General features: G+C 61.9%; 27 protein-coding genes. 9 read left to right on the top strand and 18 right to left on the bottom strand.

The annotated features are described in order from the left end of the window. Positions 1-181: 181 nt before the first annotated feature. From tolB to ABAC460_RS45500, 9 genes are all read right to left on the bottom strand, one after another. Positions 182-1,510: a Tol-Pal system beta propeller repeat protein TolB gene (tolB, locus tag ABAC460_RS45535; RefSeq protein ID WP_369794146.1), complete on the bottom strand. Its 1,329-nt coding sequence runs from the start codon at positions 1,508-1,510 to the stop codon at positions 182-184. A gap of 174 nt (positions 1,511-1,684) precedes the next feature. After that, positions 1,685-2,494, bottom strand: coding sequence for a hypothetical protein (locus ABAC460_RS45530; RefSeq protein ID WP_023455551.1), 810 nt, complete (start codon positions 2,492-2,494; stop codon positions 1,685-1,687). Between the two features lie 5 nt (positions 2,495-2,499). Then, positions 2,500-2,985, bottom strand: coding sequence for an ExbD/TolR family protein (locus tag ABAC460_RS45525; protein ID WP_023455550.1), 486 nt, complete (start codon positions 2,983-2,985; stop codon positions 2,500-2,502). Positions 2,986-2,989: 4 nt separating this feature from the next. Then, positions 2,990-3,694 (bottom strand): protein TolQ, encoded by a 705-nt coding sequence (gene tolQ, locus ABAC460_RS45520; protein WP_023455549.1) that lies wholly within the window; start codon positions 3,692-3,694, stop codon positions 2,990-2,992. Between the two features lie 161 nt (positions 3,695-3,855). Then, positions 3,856-4,320 (bottom strand): YbgC/FadM family acyl-CoA thioesterase, encoded by a 465-nt coding sequence (locus ABAC460_RS45515; protein ID WP_023455548.1) that lies wholly within the window; start codon positions 4,318-4,320, stop codon positions 3,856-3,858. Between the two features lie 153 nt (positions 4,321-4,473). Next, positions 4,474-4,650, bottom strand: a complete 177-nt coding sequence (locus ABAC460_RS50010; protein ID WP_155914752.1) for a hypothetical protein — start codon at positions 4,648-4,650, stop codon at positions 4,474-4,476. A 12-nt stretch (positions 4,651-4,662) separates the two neighbouring features. Next, entirely contained in the window at positions 4,663-6,378 is a 1,716-nt protein-coding gene (locus ABAC460_RS45510) for a carboxylesterase/lipase family protein (RefSeq protein WP_023455547.1), read from the bottom strand. Between the two features lie 59 nt (positions 6,379-6,437). Beyond that, on the bottom strand, positions 6,438-7,364 hold the full coding sequence (locus tag ABAC460_RS45505; RefSeq protein WP_023455546.1) for an ROK family protein: 927 nt from the start codon (positions 7,362-7,364) through the stop codon (positions 6,438-6,440). 81 nt (positions 7,365-7,445) lie between these two features. After that, positions 7,446-8,795, bottom strand: coding sequence for a sugar MFS transporter (locus tag ABAC460_RS45500; RefSeq protein WP_023455545.1), 1,350 nt, complete (start codon positions 8,793-8,795; stop codon positions 7,446-7,448). Positions 8,796-9,157: 362 nt separating this feature from the next. Here ABAC460_RS45500 and pyk point away from each other — a divergent pair, with 362 nt between their 5' ends. After that, positions 9,158-10,618, top strand: a complete 1,461-nt coding sequence (gene pyk / locus ABAC460_RS45495) for a pyruvate kinase (RefSeq protein WP_023455544.1) — start codon at positions 9,158-9,160, stop codon at positions 10,616-10,618. 144 nt (positions 10,619-10,762) lie between these two features. On the opposite strand, the gene ABAC460_RS45490 is transcribed toward pyk, so the two are convergent. The 4 genes from ABAC460_RS45490 to ABAC460_RS45475 form a co-directional block, all read right to left on the bottom strand. Continuing rightward, positions 10,763-11,392, bottom strand: coding sequence for a hypothetical protein (locus tag ABAC460_RS45490; protein WP_023455543.1), 630 nt, complete (start codon positions 11,390-11,392; stop codon positions 10,763-10,765). 36 nt (positions 11,393-11,428) lie between these two features. Next, complete coding sequence (locus ABAC460_RS45485) at positions 11,429-11,821, bottom strand: cytidine deaminase (RefSeq protein WP_023455542.1); 393 nt, start codon at positions 11,819-11,821, stop codon at positions 11,429-11,431. 311 nt (positions 11,822-12,132) lie between these two features. Next, positions 12,133-13,074, bottom strand: coding sequence for a Gfo/Idh/MocA family protein (locus tag ABAC460_RS45480; protein WP_023455541.1), 942 nt, complete (start codon positions 13,072-13,074; stop codon positions 12,133-12,135). A 72-nt stretch (positions 13,075-13,146) separates the two neighbouring features. Then, on the bottom strand, positions 13,147-13,497 hold the full coding sequence (locus ABAC460_RS45475) for an L-rhamnose mutarotase (RefSeq protein WP_023455540.1): 351 nt from the start codon (positions 13,495-13,497) through the stop codon (positions 13,147-13,149). Between the two features lie 146 nt (positions 13,498-13,643). Between ABAC460_RS45475 and fucP the strand changes: the two genes are divergently transcribed. The 7 genes from fucP to ABAC460_RS45440 all read left to right on the top strand — a co-directional run bounded on the left by fucP (position 13,644) and on the right by ABAC460_RS45440 (position 20,082). Beyond that, entirely contained in the window at positions 13,644-14,951 is a 1,308-nt protein-coding gene (gene fucP, locus ABAC460_RS45470; RefSeq protein WP_023455539.1) for an L-fucose:H+ symporter permease, read from the top strand. After that, complete coding sequence (locus ABAC460_RS45465) at positions 14,951-15,781, top strand: amidohydrolase family protein (protein ID WP_023455538.1); 831 nt, start codon at positions 14,951-14,953, stop codon at positions 15,779-15,781. The genes fucP and ABAC460_RS45465 overlap by 1 nt, the downstream gene beginning before the upstream one ends. Then, positions 15,774-16,547, top strand: coding sequence for an IclR family transcriptional regulator (locus tag ABAC460_RS45460; protein ID WP_023455537.1), 774 nt, complete (start codon positions 15,774-15,776; stop codon positions 16,545-16,547). The genes ABAC460_RS45465 and ABAC460_RS45460 overlap by 8 nt, the downstream gene beginning before the upstream one ends. Positions 16,548-16,647: 100 nt before the next feature. Continuing rightward, entirely contained in the window at positions 16,648-17,670 is a 1,023-nt protein-coding gene (locus ABAC460_RS45455) for an aldo/keto reductase (protein WP_023455536.1), read from the top strand. Next, a complete protein-coding gene (locus tag ABAC460_RS45450) occupies positions 17,667-17,966 on the top strand; it encodes a UxaA family hydrolase (RefSeq protein WP_023455535.1) in 300 nt (99 codons plus the stop codon). Before ABAC460_RS45455 ends, ABAC460_RS45450 begins: the two co-directional genes overlap by 4 nt. Beyond that, entirely contained in the window at positions 17,959-19,170 is a 1,212-nt protein-coding gene (locus ABAC460_RS45445; protein WP_023455534.1) for a UxaA family hydrolase, read from the top strand. Before ABAC460_RS45450 ends, ABAC460_RS45445 begins: the two co-directional genes overlap by 8 nt. 183 nt (positions 19,171-19,353) lie before the next feature. Next, entirely contained in the window at positions 19,354-20,082 is a 729-nt protein-coding gene (locus ABAC460_RS45440; RefSeq protein ID WP_023455533.1) for an SDR family oxidoreductase, read from the top strand. A 26-nt stretch (positions 20,083-20,108) separates the two neighbouring features. Here the strand turns inward: ABAC460_RS45440 and ABAC460_RS45435 are convergent, their stop codons facing one another. The 4 genes from ABAC460_RS45435 to ABAC460_RS45420 all read right to left on the bottom strand — a co-directional run bounded on the left by ABAC460_RS45435 (position 20,109) and on the right by ABAC460_RS45420 (position 22,148). Then, the gene (locus ABAC460_RS45435) at positions 20,109-20,756 is read right to left on the bottom strand and encodes an ankyrin repeat domain-containing protein (protein ID WP_023455532.1); all 648 of its coding nucleotides are present in this window, start codon (positions 20,754-20,756) and stop codon (positions 20,109-20,111) included. A 101-nt stretch (positions 20,757-20,857) separates the two neighbouring features. Beyond that, a complete protein-coding gene (locus tag ABAC460_RS45430; protein ID WP_031237457.1) occupies positions 20,858-21,283 on the bottom strand; it encodes a type II toxin-antitoxin system VapC family toxin in 426 nt (141 codons plus the stop codon). Positions 21,284-21,285: 2 nt separating this feature from the next. Continuing rightward, complete coding sequence (locus tag ABAC460_RS45425) at positions 21,286-21,555, bottom strand: type II toxin-antitoxin system Phd/YefM family antitoxin (protein WP_023455530.1); 270 nt, start codon at positions 21,553-21,555, stop codon at positions 21,286-21,288. Between the two features lie 74 nt (positions 21,556-21,629). Next, entirely contained in the window at positions 21,630-22,148 is a 519-nt protein-coding gene (locus ABAC460_RS45420; RefSeq protein ID WP_023455529.1) for a DUF1579 family protein, read from the bottom strand. Positions 22,149-22,238: 90 nt separating this feature from the next. Here ABAC460_RS45420 and ABAC460_RS45415 point away from each other — a divergent pair, with 90 nt between their 5' ends. Beyond that, complete coding sequence (locus tag ABAC460_RS45415; RefSeq protein WP_023455528.1) at positions 22,239-23,042, top strand: helix-turn-helix domain-containing protein; 804 nt, start codon at positions 22,239-22,241, stop codon at positions 23,040-23,042. Between the two features lie 10 nt (positions 23,043-23,052). Here ABAC460_RS45415 and ABAC460_RS45410 read toward each other — a convergent pair whose 3' ends face one another. Beyond that, complete coding sequence (locus ABAC460_RS45410) at positions 23,053-23,967, bottom strand: LysR family transcriptional regulator (protein WP_023455527.1); 915 nt, start codon at positions 23,965-23,967, stop codon at positions 23,053-23,055. Positions 23,968-24,075 lie beyond the last annotated feature (108 nt).

Raw genomic sequence — 24,075 nt, 5'->3', positions numbered from 1 at the left:
ATCGTCTTGCGACAATCGGATGTCACCAAAACTTATCGGCTGTCACGATGATATGCCTTTCCCATTTTGTCAAACTAAAGGCGGCATAAATTCCATCTGCAACGGCTTTCGCGTATCGGATGATATCTAAGCCTCTTGCCTAAAAGTGGAATGCCACTTTTGGGATAACATGAGGCGTCAACTAAGGCAGTAAGGGCGACCAGGCGGGGTCCGAAGCGCCGCCGGTATAGGGCACCGGCCGCTCGATGCGGCCATTGACCTCAACCATCCACAGCGACGGCATGCCGCCCGGCGGCTCGCGGAAGAACATGATGTAGCGGCCGTTGGGCGCCCAGGTCGGCCCCTCCTCCAGGTAGGACGAGGTCAGCAGGCGCTCGCCGGAACCGTCGGGGTTCATCACGCCGATCGAGAAGCGGCCCTTGGACTGCTTGGTGAAGGCGATCAGGTCACCCTTGGGCGAAAACACCGGCGTCGAATAAAGCCCTCCACCGAAAGTGATGCGCCGCGCACCTGATCCATCGGCGCCCATGATGTAGATCTGGGGCGAGCCACCGCGGTCCGAGGTAAAGGCGATGCGCGACCCGTCAGCGGAGAAGGACGGCGAGGTATCGATCGCGGGATCCGAGGTCAACCGCCTCAGGGAGCCATTGGGCAGGTTCATGACATAGATGTCGGAATTGGCGCCCTGGGACACCGAGAAGGCCAGTTTCGAACCGTCCGGCGAGTAGCGCGGCGCGAAGGCCATGCCCTTCACCTGCCCGACCTGTTCGCCGCGCCGGCGCTCCAGGTTGTAGAGGAAGATACGCGCACTGTCAGCGGACAGGGCCATATAGGCGATCTCGTCGCCCTTGGCAGAGAAGCGCGGCGTGATGATCTTGCCGGAGCCTTCGACGGCCAGGTACTGCGGATTAGCACCGTCCTGGTCCATCATGGCCAGGCGCTTGATGCGGTCACCGCGCTTGCCGCTTTCGGCAACGAAGGCGATTCGGGTGTCGAAATAGCCCTTTTCGCCGGTCAACCGCTCATAGATGGCATCGGCATGCTTGTGGGCCACACGGCGCCACTGTTCCGGTGTGATGGCAAACCCGACACCGGGGCTGCCTTCCTTTTGCGAATAGATGTCCCACAGGCGGACATCGGCCTGGACCTGTCCCTGGTCGTTGATATAGGCGCGGCCATTGACCAGGAACTGGGCGTTGATGGCGGTCCAGTTCTCCCAGGTCGGCGGCGAATTGACGTCCAGCGAGGTCTCGATAAAGGCGCGCGGATCGATCGGCGCGAAATAGCCCGAGCTTTGCAGGTCGTTAATAACGACCTTGGTCAATTGCTCGCCGATATTGCTGCCTGACGGGTCGGTGCCCGTGATCATGATGGCGATGGCCAGAGGCTTGACATTGGCCTGGCGGACCGTGCCTTCCAGTTCGTCTTGCGCCCAGGCACCGGTCGGCCCGGCCAACACAGCGGCCGCACCTGCGGCCGGCACCAGGCTCAAGATTGTCCGGCGTGACAGAAAGGGATCAGACTTGGTCATGGTGTGGCTTTCCTCGAATTCTCACAGACGGCGGCGGCATCGAAAGGCATGATGAGCCGCCTGTCATATATCCCTTCAGACAGGCCGGAATATGGCTGCCCGTTGATCATGGCCTGTTTCGCGCACTGAGCCAGACCGGCGACAACCAACCACCTAACGGCCACGGCAGACCTCCGCCGCGTCGAAATTGATCTTCAGCTTCTTGTTATAGACACCCGGATTCAGGCCCGGGAACGGCGCTGTCTTCTTCACCGCCTGGATGGCCAGTTCGGAATTGGCCCGCCACACCTGATCGCTACGCGGATTGGCCCAGGTCGGACCTTCGATAACGCGTCCATTGGGCGACAGCTTGAAGGTCAACTGGATGACCATGCTGCGCACGCCAGGCACGTCACAGTTCAAAGTCCAGGCCTGGCCCAGACGGTCTGTCAGCGCGTCCAGGTCCGCCTTGGCGCCGGCATCCTCGGCCGCGGCGCCGCGATCCGACCGGCCATCGGTCGGCTTCGTACTGGCGCGTGGCGGTATGCGACTCTTCGACTGCGCCGGCGAGGTGGAGCTGCGGTTGAGCAGATCGTCGGCGGCGCTGGCCTGCTTGTCAGGTTTGGGCTTCTGATTACCCTTGGGATCAGGCTTGGGCGCCTTGTCCTTTTTCGCCGGCTCGGGCTTCTTCTCCGGCTTGGCCGGAGCGGTCGCCTTTTGCGGCGTCGGCACGGGCTGCGGTTCCGGCTCCGGCGGCGTCGGTTGAACATCCTCGACGGCCGGAATCGGTTGCGGGTCATTGACCGCCAGTTCATCAACCGGCGCCGGCGCCATTTCCTGGCTCTGCGTCTCAGAGATGATTTCAACCGCGATCGACGTCACCTTCACGGGTTTCGGTGCCGTCGCCCAGCCGATATAGGCAAGCGCAAGCAAGCCCGCGTGCAGGAGAATCGAAACCAGCCATGACGGAAGGTGCCGCTGCATGGGATCTAGGACGACGCTCCCGCCGAGGACGATGCCGCTGCGCCGGATTTGCCCATGGGATCCGTCACGATACTGATCTTGGTGAAGCCCGAGCTGGACAGCTTGCCCATCACTTGGGCCACGACGCCCCAGTTGGTGTCGCCGTCGCCACGGACATAGACCGGACGTTCGGTTTCGTTGCCGGTAATGGCCAGCAGCCGCGGCGCCAGGGCGTCGTAGCTGACCGGCTTGTCGTTGACATAGATCTGACCGGCCCGGTCGACCGACACCGTGACCGGATCGGTCTCTTCCTTCAGCGCGGCGGCCTCGGTCTTGGGCAGGTTGATGTCGATGCCCGAATTGAGCAGTGGTGCCGAGATCATGAAGATGATCAGCAGGACCAGCATGACGTCGACCATCGGGGTGACGTTGATTTCGGAAAGGGCCGAGCGGCGGCGGACACGGCGATTGCCGCGGCGGCTGCCTCCCGAACCGGCAGAACCCATGGCCATGGTCTTAGCCCCCCAGCTTTTCGCCGAGGCGGCGGGTCAGGGACACCATCAGCTCATCGGCAAAGCTTTCCATGCGAGTGGCGAAGCGCGACACCTTGGCATTGAACAGGTTGAAGGCGACATAGGCCGGAATGGCGGCGAACAGCCCCATGGCGGTGGCGAACAGAGCTTCGGAAATCGCCGGCGCCACCGTGGTCAGGTTGGTGTCACCCTGCGAGGCGATGGCCGAAAAGGCGTTCATGATGCCCCACACCGTGCCGAACAGGCCCAGGAACGGCGTCGCTGTGGCGATGACGGCCAGGATCGACAGGCCGTCTTCGACGCTGTCGGCTTCGGAGGTAACGACGTGCGAAATTTCGCGATCGACCTGGGCCATCAGCAGATCGCCCTGCGCGGCGTTCATCGGTTTGCCCTTATAATCGCGCCATGCCGAGGTGACGATGACCAGCAGCTTCTGGAACGGCTCTTTGGGATGGGTGCCCAAGGCGGCGGCGATATCGTCGAGCGCCCGGCCGGAACTGAGCGCCGCTTCGAAGTTATCGGCCTCCTTGTTGATCTTGCCCAGCGACAGGGATTTCTGGACGATGATCGCCCATGACCACAGCGATGAGAAGATCAGGATGACCATCACCACCTTGACCACCAGGTCGGCGTTCACAAACAGGTTGATGAAGTCCAGCGAAGCTGGAGAGGCGTGACCGGCGCTCATGATGCACCCCCGAAACAGTTAATGCGAGTTTGTATTGGGCTATATGTGAACCACATTGCCCCAAGTTTCACGACAATTCTATGGCCTGCAAGCACGTTTAGAAAAAGTGTCAGCATCTTTTTCGTAAAACTGCGCCCAAAAAGAAAGCGAGAAATGAAGTTCTAACCGCCTTTTTTGTCGGTAACCGTGTGATTTATAGCGTTAATCAGCACCTTGGGCAGGCGCCGCGGCCGCCCGTCGAAACCCAGGCAGACGGCGTCAAAGTGCGCTTCGCATAGCAGGACGCCGTCGCGTTCGATTCGCTGGTGCAGGAAGAACTGCGCCCCCTTCACACCGGTAGAGCGTGACCGCACCAGGACAATGTCGTCGATTTTCGCCGGCGCCTTGTAGGTGATGTCGATATGGGTGACGGCAAAGGCCAGCGGCGGGTCCATCTGCGCCAGTTCATGGTGGTGGACGCCGATCAGGCGCAGGTAGTCGGACCGGCCGCGTTCGAAGAACTTCATATAGTTGGCGTAATAGACAACGCCGGAGAAGTCGGTGTCCTCGTAATAGATTCGCACCAGGAGATGGTGCTCATCACCAACCAGTCTGCCGGCCAGGGGCTGTTCGGGAATATCGGTCATGGTGCATTCTGAATCTTCCGCGAAGCGGAATCTACTCAAAGAGGTTGAAACACGAATGGCCACGAATGAACACGAATAATTCGCGGATATTCGTGTTCATTCGTGGCCATTCGTGTTTCAACCTCTTTACGCTTTTGCCGCTACGCGGCGGGTTCAGGAACCTCCACGTTCTCCGTGCTCGATGGCCAAACGGGCATATTTGGCTTCCAAACGCGAGAAGACTTCGTCTGCATCGACAACGCGACCAGCCTCCATATCTGCCAAGCCGCGTAAAAGCGCCGCATCAAACGTCTCTAAGCGAGAACGACGGACTTCGTCAGAATCTTCCATAGTTCCTCCTCGTCAAGGCCTGTCGAGCAAACTGCACACCGGTCCGCGCAGCTCCGTCCGCGCATACGGTCCCTTGGTCGTAAAGTCGATATAGCTCCTGTCGTCGCCATAGACCGGCCAGCGCGGCAAGCCCGGCGCATTCGGATCGCCCGTCTTGGCAAACGCCACCCAATAGTCCAGCAGCGGCGGCCACGTCGCATCCCCCTGCCCGTCCGGCCTTGGGTTCATGACAAAATGCAGCTCCGATCCGTGATGGATCTTGCCATCCTTGTCGACGCTCAAATGATACAGGAAGGCCCGGTTGCCGGCTCGCGTCATCTGCGCCGCCGTCCAGTCGGCCGGGCAGCGCATCATGATATCGGTCGATATCTGCATCGCCGTGTCGCCCAGCAGCGGATCAGCCTTCGGCGGCTTGCCCTTGTCGATGCGGTAGAAGCTCATCGCCTTGAATCGCCACGGCCCGAAGGCGTTGAACACCGCCTTGTAGATATTCGCCTCGCCGCCATGCAGTCCCAGTTCCTGAGCCGACACGCCGATGATCAGCGGCACCTTCGCCGCGTCGCCGGCACGGAACACATCCTCCGGCGCCCGCGGCAAGACCTTGCCGTCGACGATCGCCTGCAACCAGATAAACGAAGAATCCTCGACTGGCGGCGGGATCTTGTCGGTCAGTTCCTGGATCGAGATCGCCGGCTGGCGGCGCAGGTCGGCCAGCGCCTGGGCGCTGTCGGGCGGGCTCATGCTGATCTGGCCGGCCAGTTCCATGCCGATCGCCTCGTTCTGCGCCAGGGTCCGGGGCGGCAGGCCGAACTGCGGCGGACCCGACTCGGATATCGCCTTGTGGAACAGCCTCTTGGCCAGCGGCGACGCCAGCAACAAACCGACATCCTGGGCGCCGGCGCTGTGGCCCACGATGGTGACATTCCCCGGATCGCCGCCGAAGGCCGCGATATTGTCGCGCACCCATTCCAGCGCCTTGACCTGGTCCATCAAGGCGTAGTTGCCCGACGCCCCGCCCTGCTCCTTCGTCAGCGCCGGGTGCGACAGGAAACCCAGGGCGCCCAGACGATAGGGAATCGACACGATGACCACGCCCTTGGGCGCAAACCCGGCCATGACCGTTCCGGCCGCCCCTCCGGCGCGATTCGCCCCACCATGGATAAAGACCATGACCGGCAGCTTACCGGTCGTATTCGGACTGCGAACCTCAAGATAAAGACAGTCCTCGGAACTGGTCTTCGCCATCTCCGACTGCCATCCGAGATCGACCTGCAGACAGGCCGGCGCCGACTCTTTGCGGTAACGCACACCTTGCCAGGACTGCGGATCCTGCGGCGCGCGCCAGCGCAGGTCACCGACCGGTGGGCGGGCGAACGGCACGGCGCGGAAGACATGGCTGCCGTCCCACAGTTTTTCACCGCCGACCTGACCGGCCGTGGTGGGAATGACGACATCTGGCCGGGGGCCGGCGGGCGCAGGCGCCGCTACGGCTTCCTGCGTCGGCGGTGGTGGTGGAGGCGCGTCGATAGCCTGTTCTGAAACCGGCTCGGCCTGAACAGGTTGCGCCGTAAGCGGCTTCACCACCTGAACCGTCGGCACCGCGGGTTTAGCCTTGCCACCCGGAAAGACCATATTGAAGCGACCGTTGGGGCTGTGGGTCGGGGTCTGCGCCACGGCGCCCGTGGCAAGCACGGCAATCGCCACGCCGATGAGACTTTTCCGGATCATGAATTCGCCCCTGCTTTTTACCGACCTTGGCAAAAATCGCCAGCGGCTACAAGCCGATACTAATGTCCTTGCGCCCACAGATAGGCGGCGCCGCGCACCCCGGAGCTGTCGCCCCACTGCGCCGGTTTCAGCTCGGCGCGCCAGCCGTCGGAAAAGACGTACGGCAGGATCTTGGCCGGCAGCCGGTCATAGATTTCGTGGACATTGGACAGGCCGCCGCCAAACACGAAGGCGTCAGGATCCAGCATGTTGACCGTCACCGCCATGGCGCGGCCCAGCCGGTCCATCAGGCGGTCGAAAGCGGCTTCGCATTCCAGGTCGCCGGCGCGCATACCGTTGATGATCTCCTCGCTGCGCAGCGCCTTGCCGGTGACGGCCTGGAAATCGCGGGCGAAACCGGTGCCCGACACCCAGGTCTCCAGGCAACCCTTGTGGCCGCACCAACAGGTCGGCCCGGGGAATTCCTCGGGTTTTTGCCACGGCAGGGGAATATGGCCCCATTCGCCGGTCAACCCGTTGGCGCCTTCGATCAGGTGACCATCGACCACCAGGCCGCCGCCGCAGCCCGTGCCGACAATGATGGCGAAAACGGTTTTCAGTCCCTTGGCAGAGCCGTCGATGGCCTCACTCAGGGCCAGGCAATTGGCGTCATTGGCCAGGCGAACCGGGCGCTTGATGGCGGTCTCAAGATCCTCACGGAAGGTCGTGCCGTTCAGCCAGGTCGAATTGGCATTGCGCATCACACCTGTGCGCGGGCTGACCGAACCGGGCGCGCCGACGCCGATGGTTGCGACACGGGTGGCAAGGCTGGGGTCGGCCTGTTTGGCTTCGGCTTCGACGCGGGCGATCAGTTGGCAGACCGTCTGAAGGGCGTCCTTGTAATTTCCCGGATTGGGTTCACGCTGGCGCGACAGGAAGGTGCCGTTCTGCGACAAAGCGGCCGCTTCGATCTTGGTTCCCCCGAAGTCCACACCCACGTACAGCATTAAATTTTCAGTCTTTGTTTTAAGAATTCAAAAGCAGAAAAGCCCCCGGATGCGAACATCCGGGGGCCGATCGTAGAGGTCTTAGTGACCCGAGCTCACGCCTTCTTCGATGGCGTGGGTCGGCGCACCCTTGGCCGCGAAAGCGAACCACAGGACGTAGATGTAGCAGATCAGCGGGGCAATGAAGCCCAGCGACATGCTGCCGGTCTTTTCTTCGAGCCAGGCGAAAGCCAGCGGCAGGACAGCGCCACCGGCAATCGCCAGGCAGAGCAGACCCGAGGTGGCCGAGGTCGGCGCCGACGAGCGTTGCAGCGTCAGGGTGAAGATGGTCGGGAACATGATCGAGTTGAACAGGCCGATCAACAGCGCGGCAAAGGCCGGGATCAGGCCCGAGGTCAGCGGAGCCTCGGCGATGAACAGGTTCAGCACGCCGTTATGGGCCGACGGCACCATGTCGCGGGTGAAGATGACCACCAGCGAAAGGGCGATGGCGCCCACGGCCACGAAGGCCAGCAGATAGTAGTCACGGACAAACTTCAGCAGGGCCGAACCGGTGAATCGGCCGATCATGGCGAAGATCATGTAGAAGGCGGCCAGCTTGCCGGCCAGTTCCGCGCTCAGGTCCAGGATGCTTTTCTGTTCCAGGAACAGGATCAGGTGCAGCGAAATCGCGACTTCAGCACCGACATAGAGGAAGATGCCGATCGAGCCCAGATTCGCCCACTTGGAGGTCAGGGCAATGAACGGCATGACCAGCTTGCCCGTCTTTGGGGCAGCGGCGGTGATCTTGGCACGCACCAGCCAGATCAGGGCGATGAAGATCACCAGCGCCATGCCGATGGCAAAGTACACATTGGTGACGAAACCCAGAGCCTGCTCAGCCAGGGCCGGCGTCATGACGACGTCCTTTTCGAAGATCGGTCCCTTCAGCAGGAAGGCCGAACCGAACCAGATGCCGCTGGCGGCCCCCAGGGAGTTGAAGGATTGCGACAGGTTGAGGCGGAAGGCGGAGTCCTTCGGATCGCCCATCGAGGCGATCAGCGGGTTCGCGGCGACCTGCAGCAGGGTCACGCCCGACGCCATGGTGAACAGGGCGACCAGGAAGATGGTGTAGATATGCAGATGGGCGGCGGCGATGGCGATAAAGCAGCCGGCGGCGATGGCGCCCAGGCCGACCATGATCGATCGGGCGTAACCGAGCTTCGACAGGAACGCGGCCGACGGCAGCGACATGATGAAGTAGGCAATGAAGAACGCGAAGCCGGTCAACATGGTCTGGACCGGCGTCAGGGTGAAGACGGTCTTCATCGTCTTCACAAGCGGATCCAGGAGATTGGTGATCACCGCCCAGATAAAGAACAGCGTGGTGACATAGACAACCGCCAGGGCGACACTGCCCCCCGGTTTGGTTGCGGTTTGGGTTTCTGACATTTTTCCTGCCTGTACACGTTATGGCGATGAGTGACGCGGCGCGACCCTGACCTCACCGATTAATTAAATCAAATTGCAAAAAGCGCGCTTTTGCATGGTTGGCAAATGAAAAACATCGTTCCGGGGAAGATTTTTACGATTTGCTTACTTCTACGTTAGCCTGCGACCTATTGTCCGACAAGTGCGAATGCGTCTCAGGCGATATTTAACTATATCGTCAAAAGACAGCGCTGTCATCCCGCCACCTAAATTTGACTTGACCCTGAGGCAGAACACAGGCTTTGTGGCGCCGATTGCTCGGCGGGCGGCTGCGCGCGTCAGGTAAACCTAAGAAAAAACGAACCTTTTCAATGAGTCGTGCTTTGAAAATCCTCCGCCGCCGCAAAACCAAAATCGTCGCCACCTTGGGCCCCGCCAGTTCGAACGCTGAGATGCTGGCGCAATTGCACCAGGCCGGCGCCGACGTTTTCCGGCTGAATTTTTCGCACGGCAGCCACGAGGACCATGGCCGCAACATCGATCTGATCCGCGACCTGGAATCCAGGACCAAGCACCCGATCGGCATCCTGGCCGACGTCCAGGGTCCGAAACTTCGCGTCGGCCGCTTCATGGGCGGCGCCGTGGTGCTGACCGCCGGTCAGGCCTTCCGCCTCGACCTGAACCCGACTCCGGGCGATTCCCGCCGCGCCAACCTGCCCCATCCGGAAATCATCACCGCCGCCCAGATCGGCTCGCACCTGCTGCTGGACGACGGCAAGCTGAAGCTGCGCGTCACCCATGTGCGCGAAGATCACCTGGAAACCGTCGTGGTCATCGGCGGCCGCCTCAGCGACCGCAAGGGCGTCAACGTTCCGGACGTCGTTCTGCCCATCCCGGCCCTGACCGTAAAGGACCGTTCTGACATGGAGTTCGCGCTGGAGCGCGGCGTCGAATATATCGGCCTGAGCTTCGTCCAGCGTCCAGAGGACGTCCTTGAAGCCCGCGAAATCATCAAGGGGCGCGCCTGGGTGCTGTCCAAGTTGGAAAAACCGCAGGCTTTGGACAATCTTGAAGAGATCATGCGCCTGTCCGACGCCGTCATGGTCGCCCGCGGCGATCTGGGCGTCGAACTGCCGCCGGAAGAAGTGCCCCTGGCCCAGAAGCGTATCGTCCAGGCCGCCCGCGCCCATGGCAAACCGGTTATCGTCGCCACCCAGATGCTGGAGTCGATGATTACGGCCCCCACGCCCACCCGCGCCGAGGCATCCGACGTGGCGACCGCCGTGTTCGACGGCGCCGACGCCGTCATGCTGTCGGCCGAAACCGCCGCCGGCCAGTACCCGATCGAAGCGGTAACCATCATGGACCGTATCGTTGCCCGGGTCGAACAGGACGACGGCTGGCGCACCATGACCGACCGCCGCCGCCCGGAGCCGGAAAAGACCACATCGGGTGCTATCGCTGCGGCGGCGCGCCAGGTCGCCCAGACGATCGACGCCTCGGCTATCGCTGCCATGACCAATTCGTCGAGCACCGTGCTGCGCGTGGCGCGCGAACGTCCGACCGCGCCGATCATGGGGCTGACACCTAACATCCAGACCGCCCGCCGCCTGGCCCTGACCTGGGGCGTGCACCCGGTCCTGACGCCGATCACCCACTCGATGACGGAAACCGTGGCCGTGGCCACCAAGCTGGCGCGGACGGAAGGTATTTCCGAACCTGGCCAGGACATCGTCATCGTGGCGGGCATGCCATTCGGCAAGTCGGGCTCGACGAACGCTCTGCGTGTCGCCCGCGTCACCCGCACCAACACCGAAGAAGCCGAGTTCGTCGACGACGCCTAAACGCCGACGTCTCGTTCATCCTTACTTCCTTCTCCTCCCTATCGAAGATGGGGAGGTGGCGAGCAAGCGCAGCCGGGCCGAAGGCCATCGGCAAGCGCGTCGAGACGGAGGGGTCCTCTTCAGGTCACTCCCCACCGTTCGGAATTACTCACTCAGCACATCGTCCGGATTCGGCGTCTCTTCCATATAGCCCGGCGCCGTTGAACGCTTGCTCTTTTTCACCACCGGATCTGCGTAGGCGGCATCGCCCTCACCTTGCGCCAGTTCCGCCGTTTCGCGGACGAAGTCGCCGGTCAGCAGGTTCCAGGATATCTCGGTATAGCCGTGCTGATTGGTGCGGCTGTAGACCGTGGCGTCCAGCCCAATCAGCCGCATCCGTCCCGCCTTGGCGTCATAGCGGTAACGATAGGTCGCGGTGGTAGCAGTGGTGCCGCCGGTCATGTCTTCGACCACGAGCACGCCCTTATCGGTGATCTTGAGCGTCGCCGGCGCGAACTGCGACACCTCGAACTCGACTGTGCCCTTCGGGTCGTGGCCCATATCTGTTTCTTCCCGATAGGCCATCAGGATGTTCAGGGTCCGCTTATCCTCGGTGCCTTCGATATAGACGGTGTCGGTCTGGCCGTCACCGTTAAGGTCGCCGTCGATGCGCGTCTCTACCCCGGCGCCAGGCGTGAGACGAAAGGCGATGTCTTCGTCGCTCAGCGGCGGAACGGTCTGCGCTAGAGCCGGCGCCGCCAGCGCCATCATCAGGACCGGAATTATCGCTTTCATGACCGCACCTCTTCGGGATGCGGAAACTTAGCACGACTAAGCCAGACTGTCCGTGCCAAACGCGGCCGGCAGCAGTTCGGCCAGGGTGAAAGCTTTCTGCGGCCCCGCGTCATCGCACAGCCACACCCGGGTCTGGGGCGACGCGAATTCCGACAGCTTCTGACGACAGCCACCGCAGGGCGCGACCAAGGGCAGGCGCTCAGCGATGACGGCGGCTTCGGTGATATGACGTCTGCCGGCCATGATCAGGTGGGCGATGGCGGTGGCCTCGGCGCAGATGCCTTCCGGGAAAGCGACGTTTTCGATATTGCAGCCGGCATGGATGCGGCCGTTTTCGTCACGCAGGGCAGCGCCGACCTTGAACTTTGAATAGGGCGAGTGGCTGTGCTGCATGGCGGCGCGGGCCGCTTCGAACAGGTCTTGGGACAATCTGATGCCTTCCGATACAGAGGCAGGTCAGAGTGTCACCTTGTCACCGATTTGCCAAGTGAAACGTTTAACTGAGGCATGGCGTTTGCCCCAAGACGCCCCGAAGGGTTGTCCACAGATAAGCCAGATAAGCCAGATGGACGGCGTTTCTGACGACGTCCGGCGCTTCGTTCGGTGAATGAGACTGACGAGCAAAGCTCGTCGAAAAACCACAGGAACAGCGGCAAATCTATCCGACTCAGCGCTGTTCATCTGGCTTATCTGGCTTATCTGTGGACAACCCTTAAAACCGGTTCCGCCGCACAGTTGCCCTACTCGATATATTCCGGCGCGGCGATCCGCTTGCCCAACAGCATGGCGTCGGCGACGATGCGCAGCGGCGCAAAATCGGCATCCGACTTGCCCGCATTCACCAGGCTCAGGAAGTGGGCATACAAACCCGAATACTCCGCTTCCTTTTCCTTGATCTTGACGTGGCCATTGATCTCAAGCTCGGTCCCGCCCAGGTGCAGGGCCAGCTTCTCGCCCTTGGCGCTCTCGATATAGATGCTCCAGGTCTGAATACCCGTCTGCAGGAAGTCGTACTCCGCCCGGATCGGCAGGCCGTTCTCGGTCGTCATATCCATCTCGACCTGGATCGGCGCCTCGCAGTTCACCGGAATATGCAGGTCGGCCTTCTTCACGATCACCGCGTCGGCCAGGATCGCCGTCAGGATCGACAAAGAATTGATGCCCGGGTCGAACACGCCCATGCCGCCAGCTTCGAAGATCCACTTCTGGCCCGGGTGCCACTGACGGACGTTTTCCTTCCACACGATCTTGACCGAAGAAATGTCGCGCTCGGCGATCCACTGACGCACCGCTTCGACCGCCGGAGCGAAACGCGAATGCCACGAGGCCAACAAGCTGACGCCCTTGGCCTTGGCCAGGGCCGCAATGGCTTCAGCCTCGCCCAGGGTCGCCGCGGGCGGCTTTTCCAGGAAGGTGTGCTTGCCGGCGGCAATCACCTTCTTGGCGATGGCGTGACGGATCTGCGGCGGCGTGCAGATGGCGATGGCGTCGATTTCGGGATGGGCGGCCAGCATCTCTTCCATGGTGTTGTAACCGGCCAAGCCGTCGACACGCGAGCTGGGGCTGCAGCCGGCCACCAGTTCCAGCGCCGGATTGGCGCGGATCGACGGTATGTGCTGGTCGACGGCGATCTTGCCGAGACCGATCAGACCGATTTTGAGACGCTTGGACGCGGTAAACATAGAAACTTTTTCCCTGTGATTTTGTGCTGGCCGGCCTTCTTAGCGCAGGCCGGAACGAAATTGTAGTACTTTTTACGGCTGTTCGCTCAGGGCGTAGATGCGTTGCATCGGCAGCCATTTTTCACCTTCGGCGGCAAAGGGCAAGGCCTGCTGGAACTGCCACATCAGGGTCTCCCAAGCCTGGACGTCGGAACTGGCGGCATCGGCTGCCGCCTTGGCCGCCGGATCGAAGCTCTCGCCCGGCGTCAGAACCATGAACATCCGGTTGCCGACCAGGAAGATCTCCAGCGCCTCGATGCCGGCATCGCGAATCGAGGCGTTGATCGCCGCAGGCACCGCTCCGGGGGCATGCCAGGCCTTGTAACGTTCGATCAACACTGGATCATCCTTGAGATCCAGCGCATAGTACAGTTTGTCCGGCATGGGCTTCCTCGTTATTGTCTGAGTATATAGACGGCAAAATCCGGCTTGGCAAATTTCATATTTGACGAGCGCGTTCATATGTGATGTTAAATGTCACACAAGAACAAGGGTTATTAGAGACCCCAAAATACTCAGGGAAAATATCCATGTCGACATCGCCTGCCCCCGGCACGCCGGCGCGTAATGCGCTCTGGCCCGTGCTGCTGATCACCGCCCTGTTCTTCTTCTGGGGCATGGCCAACAACCTCAACGACATTCTGATCCCGCAGTTCAAGAAAGCCTTCGTCCTCAGCGACCTGCAGTCGGGCCTGGTCCAGTCGGCCTTCTATATGGGCTATTTCTTCCTCGCCCTCCCCGCCGCCTTCCTGATGCGCAAGCTGGGCTACAAGGCCGCCGTGATCGTGGGCCTGGTCCTGTACGCTATCGGCGCCTTCCTGTTCTGGCCGGCCGCCGAAAACCACCAATACAACAACTTCCTGGGCGCCCTGTTCATCATCGCGTCCGGCCTCGCCTTCCTGGAAACCTCGGCCAATCCGCTGATCACGGTCCTGGGTTCACCGGAAAAGGCAGCTTTCCGCCTCAACCTGGCCCAGGCCTTCAACCCCTTGGGGTCGCTGGCCGGAATCTGGGTCGGCCAGACCTTCATCCTGTCCGGCATCGAACATGATGAGTCGGCTCTGGCCGCCATGACCGACGCCGCGCGCCAGGCCTTCTTCGTCTCCGAAGTCAAGGCTGTGCAGACGCCCTACCTGATCATCGGCGTTGTCGTCCTGGCCTGGGCCGCCCTGGTCCTGTTGTCGAAATTCCCCGCCGCCGCCGTCAAAAACGCCGAAGAGGACACTGGCGAACATGTCGGCTTCTTCGCCTCGATCGGCCGTTTGTTCAGCAAGCCGCGCTTCCTGCTGGGCGTCGTGGCGCAGTTCTTCTATGTCGGCGCTCAGGTCGGCATCTGGAGCTACATGATCCGCTACGGCCAGAAGGAAATCGGCCTGGTCGACAAGGACGCTGCCACCTATCTCTACTATGCCCTCGGCGCCTTCGCCGCCGGCCGCTTCTTCGGCACGGCCCTGATGAGCAAGCTGTCGCCCAACCTGATCCTCGGTGTTTTTGCCGTTATCAATATCGCCCTGATGGCCACGGCCGTGGCATTGGGCGGAGAAACCGGCATGTGGGCTCTGGTCGCCTCGTCCTTCTTCATGTCGATCATGTTCCCCACCATATTCGCCGTCTCGATCGCCGGCCTCGGCAACCTGACCAAGACAGGTTCGTCCCTTCTGGTCATGAGCATCATCGGCGGCGCCGTGTTGACGGCGATCATGGGCTTTGTCTCCGACCACAGCCATATCCGCACTGCCTTCGTGGTCGTCGCCGCCTGTTTCGCCGTCATCGCCCTCTACGCCTTCACCGCGCCCAAGGGCGTAAAGGCCGATCCCTCCACAGCACCCTCACACTAATGATCATCGACGCCCACCAGCATCTCTGGCAGATCGGCCGCAACGACCATTCATGGCCGACGCCGGACCTGCCGGAGATATACCGCGACTTCGTTGCCGCCGACCTGCGCGAAGTCACGGCCGACTGTGGCGTCACCGGCACGGTCCTGGTTCAGTCCCAGCCGTCCGAAACCGACACCATGTGGATGCTGTCCCTGGCCAAGGCCGAGCCGCTGATAAAGGCGGTGGTGGGCTGGACCGATTTTGCCTCGCCCAAGGCGCCCGACCGCATCGCCTATCTATCGCGCCAGCCGAAGCTGAAGGGCCTCCGCCCGATGCTGCAAGGGCTGGCAGACCACTGGATCCTGCAGGACGCCTGCCGCCCCGCCCTGGAAGAGATGACCACACGCGGCCTGATCTTCGACGCCCTGGTCTTTACGCGTCACCTGGCCGCCATCGACCGCATCGCCCGCGACTACCCCACCTTGCGCATCATCATCGACCACGGCGCCAAGCCGCCCATCGCCGCCGGTGAGATGCAGCCCTGGGCGGACCAGATTTCCCGCGTGGCCGAAAACCCCAATGTCGCCTGCAAGCTTTCTGGCCTGCTGACCGAGGCGGATGGTCTGCCAATAACGTCCTATGCCGACCACCTGTTCGCCGCTTTCGGCGCCGACCGGCTGCTGTGGGGCTCCGACTGGCCAGTCGTCCTGCTCAAGGACAGCTACCGTGCCTGGTTTGACTGGACCTCGGCTTGGCTGGCCGATAAGGACACCCTCATACGTGACGCCATTCTGGGCGGCAATGCCCGCCGCCTTTACGCCTTCGACGAGGCTCTGCAAAATGCCTAAAGACACCAAAGACTCCCCTGCCGCCAAGTACCGCGCCCCGGCGCTCGAAAAGGGCCTCGACGTCCTGGAACTGCTGGCCTCAGCCAAGAGCCCCATGACTCTGTCGCAGATCTCCCAGCAATTGGACCGGTCGGTCAGCGAACTGTTCCGCATGGTCCAGGTGCTGGAAGCGCGCGGCTATGTCGGCGCCTCGCCACGCGGCGACGGCTTCGAACTGACCAACAAGCTGTTCTCGCTGGGCATCTCGCGCGGCCCCAGCCAGAACCTTCTGGCCAGCGCCCTGCCGATGATGCAGTCCCTAAGCGAAGCCACCCGCCAAGCCTGCCATCTGACCATCGCCTCTGACGACCGCATGGTGGTCATTGCCCGCATCGAAGCGCCGGGCGACCTCGGCTTCTCCGTGCGGGTGGGTTACCAGCGCCCGCTGATCCATTCGACCTCGGGCGTGGTGCTCTACGCGTTTCAAAAACCCAAGATCCGCGAACAATGGCGCACCCTGCTCAAGGCCGGCGCCACCAGCGACGAATGGAAGAGCTTCGAAGCCCACGCCGAAGCCGCCCTGGGCCAGGGCCATTTCACCTCGGCTTCGGAATATATCGACGGCATCACCGACCTTTCGGCGCCGGTGATGAGCGACGTCACCACGGTGGCCGCCCTGACCATGCCCTATATCCACGTCCATGACGGCGTTACCCAGGACGAGGCCCTGGTCCGGCTGAAGACGGTGGCCAAGACCCTGAGCAAATCCTTGGGCGGCCCCGGCTGACACGAGATAATTTGCTTGCCTGTGACATGACGGGTTGTTATTCATTTCATCTATAAGAACAGTTTCAAACTTAAATCTCAGCGACGAAACGCGTAACCCGGTGAGCCTTATCCCTTCCCTGCCTCGAAACGCCATCGGCAAGACGCCGGTGACCGTCACCGCGCTTGGTTTCGGCGCGGCGGGAATCGGCAACCTGTACCGCACCGTCGCCGACGAAGATGCTGAAAAGGCGCTGGACGCCGCTTTCCGGCACGGCATCGCCTATGTCGACACCGCCCCGCACTACGGCCAGGGTCTGTCGGAGCGTCGCGTCGGCGCCATGCTGCCGGCGGGCGCCATCCTGTCGACCAAGGTCGGCCGCGTGCTGGATCCCCTGCCCGGCACGCCACCACCGGGAACCGAACGACATGGCTTTGTCGACGGCGATCCGTTCGAGCCGCGCTTCGACTATTCCTATGACGGCATCATGCGGTCGTTCGAATCCAGCGTGGCCCGCCTGAAACGCGACTATATCGACATCCTGCTATGCCACGATATCGGCACCATGCCGCACGGCGATAACGCCGCCCATCACACCAAGATTTTCCTGAACAGCGGCTACCGCGCCATGGACGAGCTGAAGTCGGCACGCAATGTCGGCGCCATCGGCCTTGGCGTCAACGAGACCGGCATCTGCCTCGAGGTCATGCCGCATACCGACCTGGACACCATCCTGCTGGCCGGACGCTATACCCTGCTGGAACAGGGCGCGCTCGACGACCTGCTGCCGGAATGCGAACGCCGCAAAATGTCGATCATCCTGGGCGGGCCATTCAACTCCGGTATCCTGGTCGGCGACAACCATTACAATTACGGCGCCGTCCCTGAGGACGTCGCCACCCGCGCCAAGGCGCTGGGCCGCATCTGCGCCGACCACGGCGTACCCCTGCCGGCAGCAGCCCTGCAATTTCCCCTGGCCCACCCGGCGGTGGCCTGCGTCATCCCGGGCATGGTCTCAGCGGGCCAGGTCGAGACCAATCTCGACCTTTTCCACACCCCGATCCCGGACGCCCTGTGGGAGGCGCTGAAAGAGCGCGGCCTGATGCACGAGGACGCACCTGTCCCCGAAAGCGTAACGTCATGAATTTCGGCCCCTTTATCCTGCTGCATGGCGACGACAATGTCCTGGTCTGCCGCGAACACGCCACAGTCGGCCAGGTCGTGACCTTCGACGATGCCGATGCCGCTCTGTCATCCGATATCGATGTCGGCCACAAGATCGCGCGCTACGACCTGAAGGCCGGCGACAAGATCTACAAATACGGCGCCCCGATCGGCTCGATGACTGCCGATGCGCAACGCGGCGGCCATGTCCATATGCACAATATGAAAAGCGACTACATCAGTTCCCATACGCGTGAGGCCACGGGCCATGGCTGAGCAACAGTTCGAGGCCTGGCTGCGTAACGACGGCCGCAAGGGCATCCGCAATGTCATCGCGGTCGCCTATTTGGTCGAATGCGCCCACCACGTCGCCCGCCGCATCGTCGACAAGGCCGACGACAGCGAAGTCCATCTGATCGGCTTTCCGGGCTGCTATCCCAACCACTACGCCTTCGACATGATGAAGGCGCTCTGCACCCACCCCAATGTCGGCGGCGTGGTACTGGTGTCGCTGGGCTGCGAAAGCTTCAACCGCAGCGCCCTGACCCGCGCCATCGAGGCCTCGGGTCGCCCGGTCGAGACCTTCGTCATCCAGAACGAAGGCGGCACCGCCGAGACCATCCGCAAGGGCCTGGAGGCCGTGCGCCGTATCCAGGCTGTCGCCAACCAAACACCGCGCGGCCAGATGGACGTGTCCGAACTGGTCGTCGCCACCATCTGCGGCGGCTCGGACGGCACGTCGGGCATCACCGCCAATCCGGCCGTCGGCCGCGCCTTCGACACGCTTGGGGCGTTGGGCGCCGCCTGCATCTTCGAAGAAACCGGCGAACTGGTCGGCTGCGAAAAGATCATGGCCTCGCGCGCCATCACGCCGGAACTGGGCGCCGAGCTGGAAGCCTGCGTCCAGAAGGCCGAGGCCTACTACACGGTCATGGGCTTCGGCTCGTTCGCGCCCGGCAATGCCGAGGGCGGCCTGACCACCCAGGAAGAAAAGTCGATGGGCGCCTATTCCAAGTCGGGCGCGGCGCCGATCTGCGGGATACTGAAACCGGGCGACCTGCCGCCGACCGGCGGGCTGTACCTGCTGGACGTGGTGCCGGATGGTGAACCGCGCTTCGGCTTCCCCAACATTTCCGATAATGCGGAAATTGTGGAGCTTATCGCCTGCGGGGCCCATGTCACGCTGTTCACCACCGGCCGCGGCAGCGTCGTCGGTTCGGCCATATCGCCGGTGATCAAGGTCTGCGCCAACCCGGAAACCTACCGCAAGCTGGCGGCCGATATGGATATCGACGCCGGCCGCATCATGGAAGGCCGTGGCACCCTGGACGAGGTCGGCGAGGAGATCACCAACCTGATCCTGGAGGTCGCCGCCGGCCGCCAGACCCTGAGCGAGGCCATGGGGCACCAGGAATTCATCCTGACCTACAAGGCCTTCGATCCGGTTGGGCCGGCCTGCCTGCCGTTGAAACAGTTCTGAGGCCGCGCAGCGGCTTTACCTTCGCGAGGGTTGTCCACAGATAAGCCAGATAAGTCAGATGGTCCGAGCGGCGTCACAGGCTCAGCCATACCCGTAAAAACCTGAAATCTGGCTTATCTGGCTTATCTGTGGACAACCCTTTCCATCGTTGACGCCGCGCAGCGGCTAAAGAAGAGACCACCTATGCCACGTCTTGCCGGGAAAACCGCCCTGATCACCGCCGCCGGCCAGGGCATTGGCCGCGCCACCGCCGAACTGTTCATTGCGCACGGCGCGACCGTCATCGCCACCGACATCAAGGCAGACCTCATCGGCACGATCGAAGGCGCCATCCCGCGCGTGCTGGACGTCACCAATGCCGAAGCGGTCAAGGCACTCGCTTCCGAATTTCCGGAAGTTAACGTCCTCTACAATTGCGCCGGCTATGTCCATGCCGGAACGATTCTGGATTGCGACGAAGATGCCTGGCAGTTCTCACTCGACCTGAACGTGACAGCGCAGTACCGCACCGTCCGCGCCTTCCTGCCGGGTATGCTGGCTCTCGGTGGAGGATCGATCATCAACATGTCGTCGATCGCCTCTTCCGTAAAAGGCATCCCCAACCGCTTTGCCTACGGCGCTACCAAGGCGGCGGTTATCGGCCTGACGAAGGCCGTCGCGGCGGACTTCGTGACCAAAGGCATCCGCTGCAATGCCATCTGCCCCGGCACGGTCGAGACCCCCTCCCTGCTGCAGCGCCTGCGCGACACGGGGGACTTCGACAAGGCCTACAGCGAATTCACCGCCCGCCAGGCCATGGGCCGCTTCGGCCGGGTCGAGGAACTGGCCAACCTGGCCCTGTACCTGGCTTCCGACGAATCGAGCTTCACCACCGGCCAGATCCACGTGATCGACGGCGGCTGGGTGAACTGACCCTTCGGACGCGTCCACACTGTGCCTCAATGCAAGCGAAGTGGATCGGGCCTTTCGAGATAGGCTTGTCTCTCCGCCGCTGCGAATGCTTCCTCTCGCCCTCTTATCTGTTGTGCGAGGCGTTGGCCTTCAACGATAGCAGCTTCTGCGGCAGCTTGGTCACCATTTGAATTCCAGAGAGCAATTGTGAAGGCTGTTGGGCGATCGCCCTTCATCATCGCCCATGCCACAGCATCTACCGAAGGGTTATCTTCCAATCCGACAACATATCTTGTCGAAGTGTCGATGCCGGCTTCCAAAAGGGTTTGCACATAGTCCGGGCTGTCGCCGCCGATCGCCAGAAATAAGGGGTTCTCGATAAGACGGTTCGTATTGAAGCCTGCCCCCTCGGATTTCAACACCAGGACAATCTCTTTCTGACTTCGCATACACGCGATTGCCAGCGGATTCTCTCCCATGCGACCCTTGGCATTTACGTCGAACCCGACGGAGATTAGATACCTCACGATGTCGGCGGAGCCGTATGCGCAGGCGTAGTTCAACCAGTGCCCGTACTTGAGACGTTTGGGCCTCAAATGGTCGGGGAAATTTTCGAACAAGACCTTCAGGCTCTCGACTTCGCCAACGTTGATGGCGCTCATAATCCGAAGATTAGGCTTATCGCTCTTTGCCATCCTATGGCTCCAGTCCTGTCCCAATAGCCAGATTCTTTACTACAACGACGCCTCTCTCTTCGCGACATTTCGATCGAGGCGGCAGATCATCTGCCTAAGGTCTAGCAGGCGATCGCCATAACGTGCCCCCCCTTCGCATAATCCAGTATTTTCGCGTCGCGCGTTAAGACCGGAATCTGCAGGGTCCTGGCCGTGGCAATAATAAGCCGATCGCCAGGATCGCCATGAATCTCGCCGGGCAGCCACGAGGCTTCGATCGCGATATCGTGGCTGAAGGGCGCTTCCTTGATTCCGGGTCCGGTCATGAACCTGGCAAACCAGGTCTTGGGGTCCGGCAGGAAAGTCAGAGACGCAGTTCGGTTCGGTTTGGGCCGGCTCAACAGCCCGACCTCCCATGCCGAAATCGGCGATACGAAGACGCCCCCCGTCCCGGCGGCGTGCACCACGACTTCCACGGTTTGAGGAGAGAGTTCGCCGTTGGCAAGCCATATCACCGCACAAGTATCCAGGAGGATGGCATCCGACATAGTCATCCGTGCAATAACCCGTTGCCAGCGTCGAAGTCGTCGCTAACGGGTGCGGTCAAATCCACCCCATCGGGGATAACCACGGAACCGCGCATGAAGCCATGCAATGACTTCACGGCTTCGGCCTCCGTCTTCGGCGGCGTCAGAACGGCAACCGTCTTGCCACGCTTGGTAATGATCACTTCATCCAGTTCGGACGTAGCAAGCCGGTCAAGGATATCGAGGCACTTGGCCTTGAATTCCGTCGCACTGATCGTTCTAGAGTGAAACATGGACGCCGCCTGGACATGGTCATTTTATATAACCAGTCATATAACATGACCATGCCCCGCACGCAAATATCCATTTATTTTGTGCGCGAATAATCGAGGCGAACCGCCAGAGCCTCAACGCCACCGCGCGTTTCGTAAAATTCGTAGCGCATATGCGCCGGGTCGGTGATGGTCAGCGTCTCTCGCACCGGCATGGCCGGACCGCCTGGCATCGCCATCTCGCCGCTAAAGGTGCAGGCTGGGGTGTTCAGGTCGCAATCCCCCCTGGCAAGCACCATGCCCGGGAAGTTGACGTCCATCCAGGTCGTGAAGAACGCCCCGCCGTCGAAACCGATATAGCCCAGGCCTTCGAAACCGGTACCGTCCGCGATGCGCAGGGTCTGGCGCAGATGCCGTCCATTGAGCACCATGGCGAAATCGGCCGTACCGGAGTCGATCTTCGGGTCCTTCGCCGGGGCCAGCCACAGCGACTGTTTCACGTCCCATGCTCCGGCCAGCCCAGTCAGCATCCGATGCTGCGGGTCTGGCGTCTGCGCCACGGCCGCCACGGGCATCAACATCGCTATGGCCAGCAACCCAAGAACAGGCTTCATTCCGGTCTCCTTCTGATACGGATAACCGGTCTCACACGTGGGTCGGTGTCTCAACTACCTGACAGGTCGTCAGTGTGCTAAGCCAGCGCCATGACCATCACCTACCCTCCCATAGGTCTTCTGCTGCGTGACTGGCGCGCTGCCCGGCGCATGAGCCAGCTCGACCTGGCGCTCGACTGCGGCATCTCCGCCCGCCATCTCGGCTTTATCGAGGTCGGCAGGGCCAAGGCCTCGCGTGAGGCGGTCGGACGGCTGGCCGATTCGCTGCGAGTATCGCTGCGTGAGCGCAACGCCCTTTTGCTGGCTGCCGGGTTCGCGCCACAGCACCCGGAAAGCGATCTCGCCTCCCCGGCTCTCGAACGCATGCGCGACGCCGTGGCCCTCATCCTGGAGCATCAGAACCCGTATCCGGCCTTCGTCCTCAACCGTAATTTCGACATCCTGGACATGAACCCGTCGGCGGTGCGCATCGGCGGGCTGATATCGGGCGGAAAGCCGCCCAAACACGACAATCTGCTGCGCCAGGTCTTCGATCCCGAGGATCTGCGTCCGGTGATCGCCAACTGGCCGGACGTGGCGGCCTGGTTTCTGCGCCGCCTGCGCGACGAAATGACCGCCACGGCCGGCAACCAGACCGCCCGCGACCTGTTCGAGGAAATCCTGGCCTATCCCGGGGTTCCGGCAGAATGGCGCCGACCGATGATCGGCAGCGACGTCCACCCGGTCCTGACCATCGACTTCCTCTCGCCCATGGGCACGCTCAGCTTCTTCGAGACGATCACCACCTTCGCCGCACCGCTGACGCCTTCGCTGGATGAACTGCGCATCGACTGCACCTATCCGGCCAATGACCATACCGCCGCCATATGCCGCCAACTGGCCGAGGCGGATTAGAGCCGCGATCTCAGGACGTCGCTTCCACGACGTCTTTCGTCATTTCGGCGATCAGCGCCCGTAACCAACGGTGTGCTGGGTCGTGGCGGTAGCGGACATGCCAGGCCAACTGCACCGGAAAGGTGCCGAAATCGACCGGCGCCGGCACCACCTTTAGCCGCGGATCGCGCGCCAAATGGTGGCTGATCCGCGCCGGCAAGGTCGTGCAGTAGTCGGTCGCTGCGATCATCTCCGGCACAGCCAGGAAATGCGTCACCGACACGGCGACCTCGCGCTTGATCTCCTTCTGCTCCAGCGCCACGAATAGGCCGGCGCGCAGACGCCCACCCGGCGGCAGGACATTGACGTGCTTCAACGCCTCATACTCAGCACGTGACAGAGTGTCGTGAACATCGGGATGGTCGGTGCGAACCATGCAGGCCAGGCCGTCGTCCATCAGATGCTGGACCACCAGATTATCCGGCGCATCGACGATACGGCCCAGGACCAGGTCGGTATCACCCGACATGGCGCCCGCTTCGGTCGGATCGTTGGCGAAGGGGATCAACCGCAACCGCACGTCCGGGGCGCGCTCGCGCAGCCGCGCCACGATGGTCGGCATCAGCACATATTCGACATAGGAGTTCGACGCGATGGTGAACATCCGCGTCGATTGCGCCGGATCGAAATCCTGCTGACCGCGAACGGCATCGTCTATGCCCGCCAGGGCCGACTGGATCACCGGCGCCAGGGCCTCGGCCATCTGGGTCGGCTTCATGCCGTAGCGTTCGCGGATGAACAGCGGATCGCGCATCGTCTCGCGCAGGCGGTTGAGCGCATTCGACAGCGCCGGCTGGGTAATGCCCAGCCGTTCGGCGGCGCGGCTGACATTGCGCTCCTCCATCAGGGCGACAAACACCGGCAGCAGGTTCAGGTCGTAACGCATCCAGTTATAATGTCATATGAATATCTGAAATATAACAAATAAATTTTAGAAATAACCGGCTGAGGCGCATCTTCCGGTCATCCCAGAGCAACGGGCTCTGGACCGACA

This window comes from Asticcacaulis sp. AC460, assembly GCF_000495795.1.
Taxonomy (GTDB): domain Bacteria; phylum Pseudomonadota; class Alphaproteobacteria; order Caulobacterales; family Caulobacteraceae; genus Asticcacaulis.
This window is presented reverse-complemented; position numbering and strand designations above follow the sequence as displayed.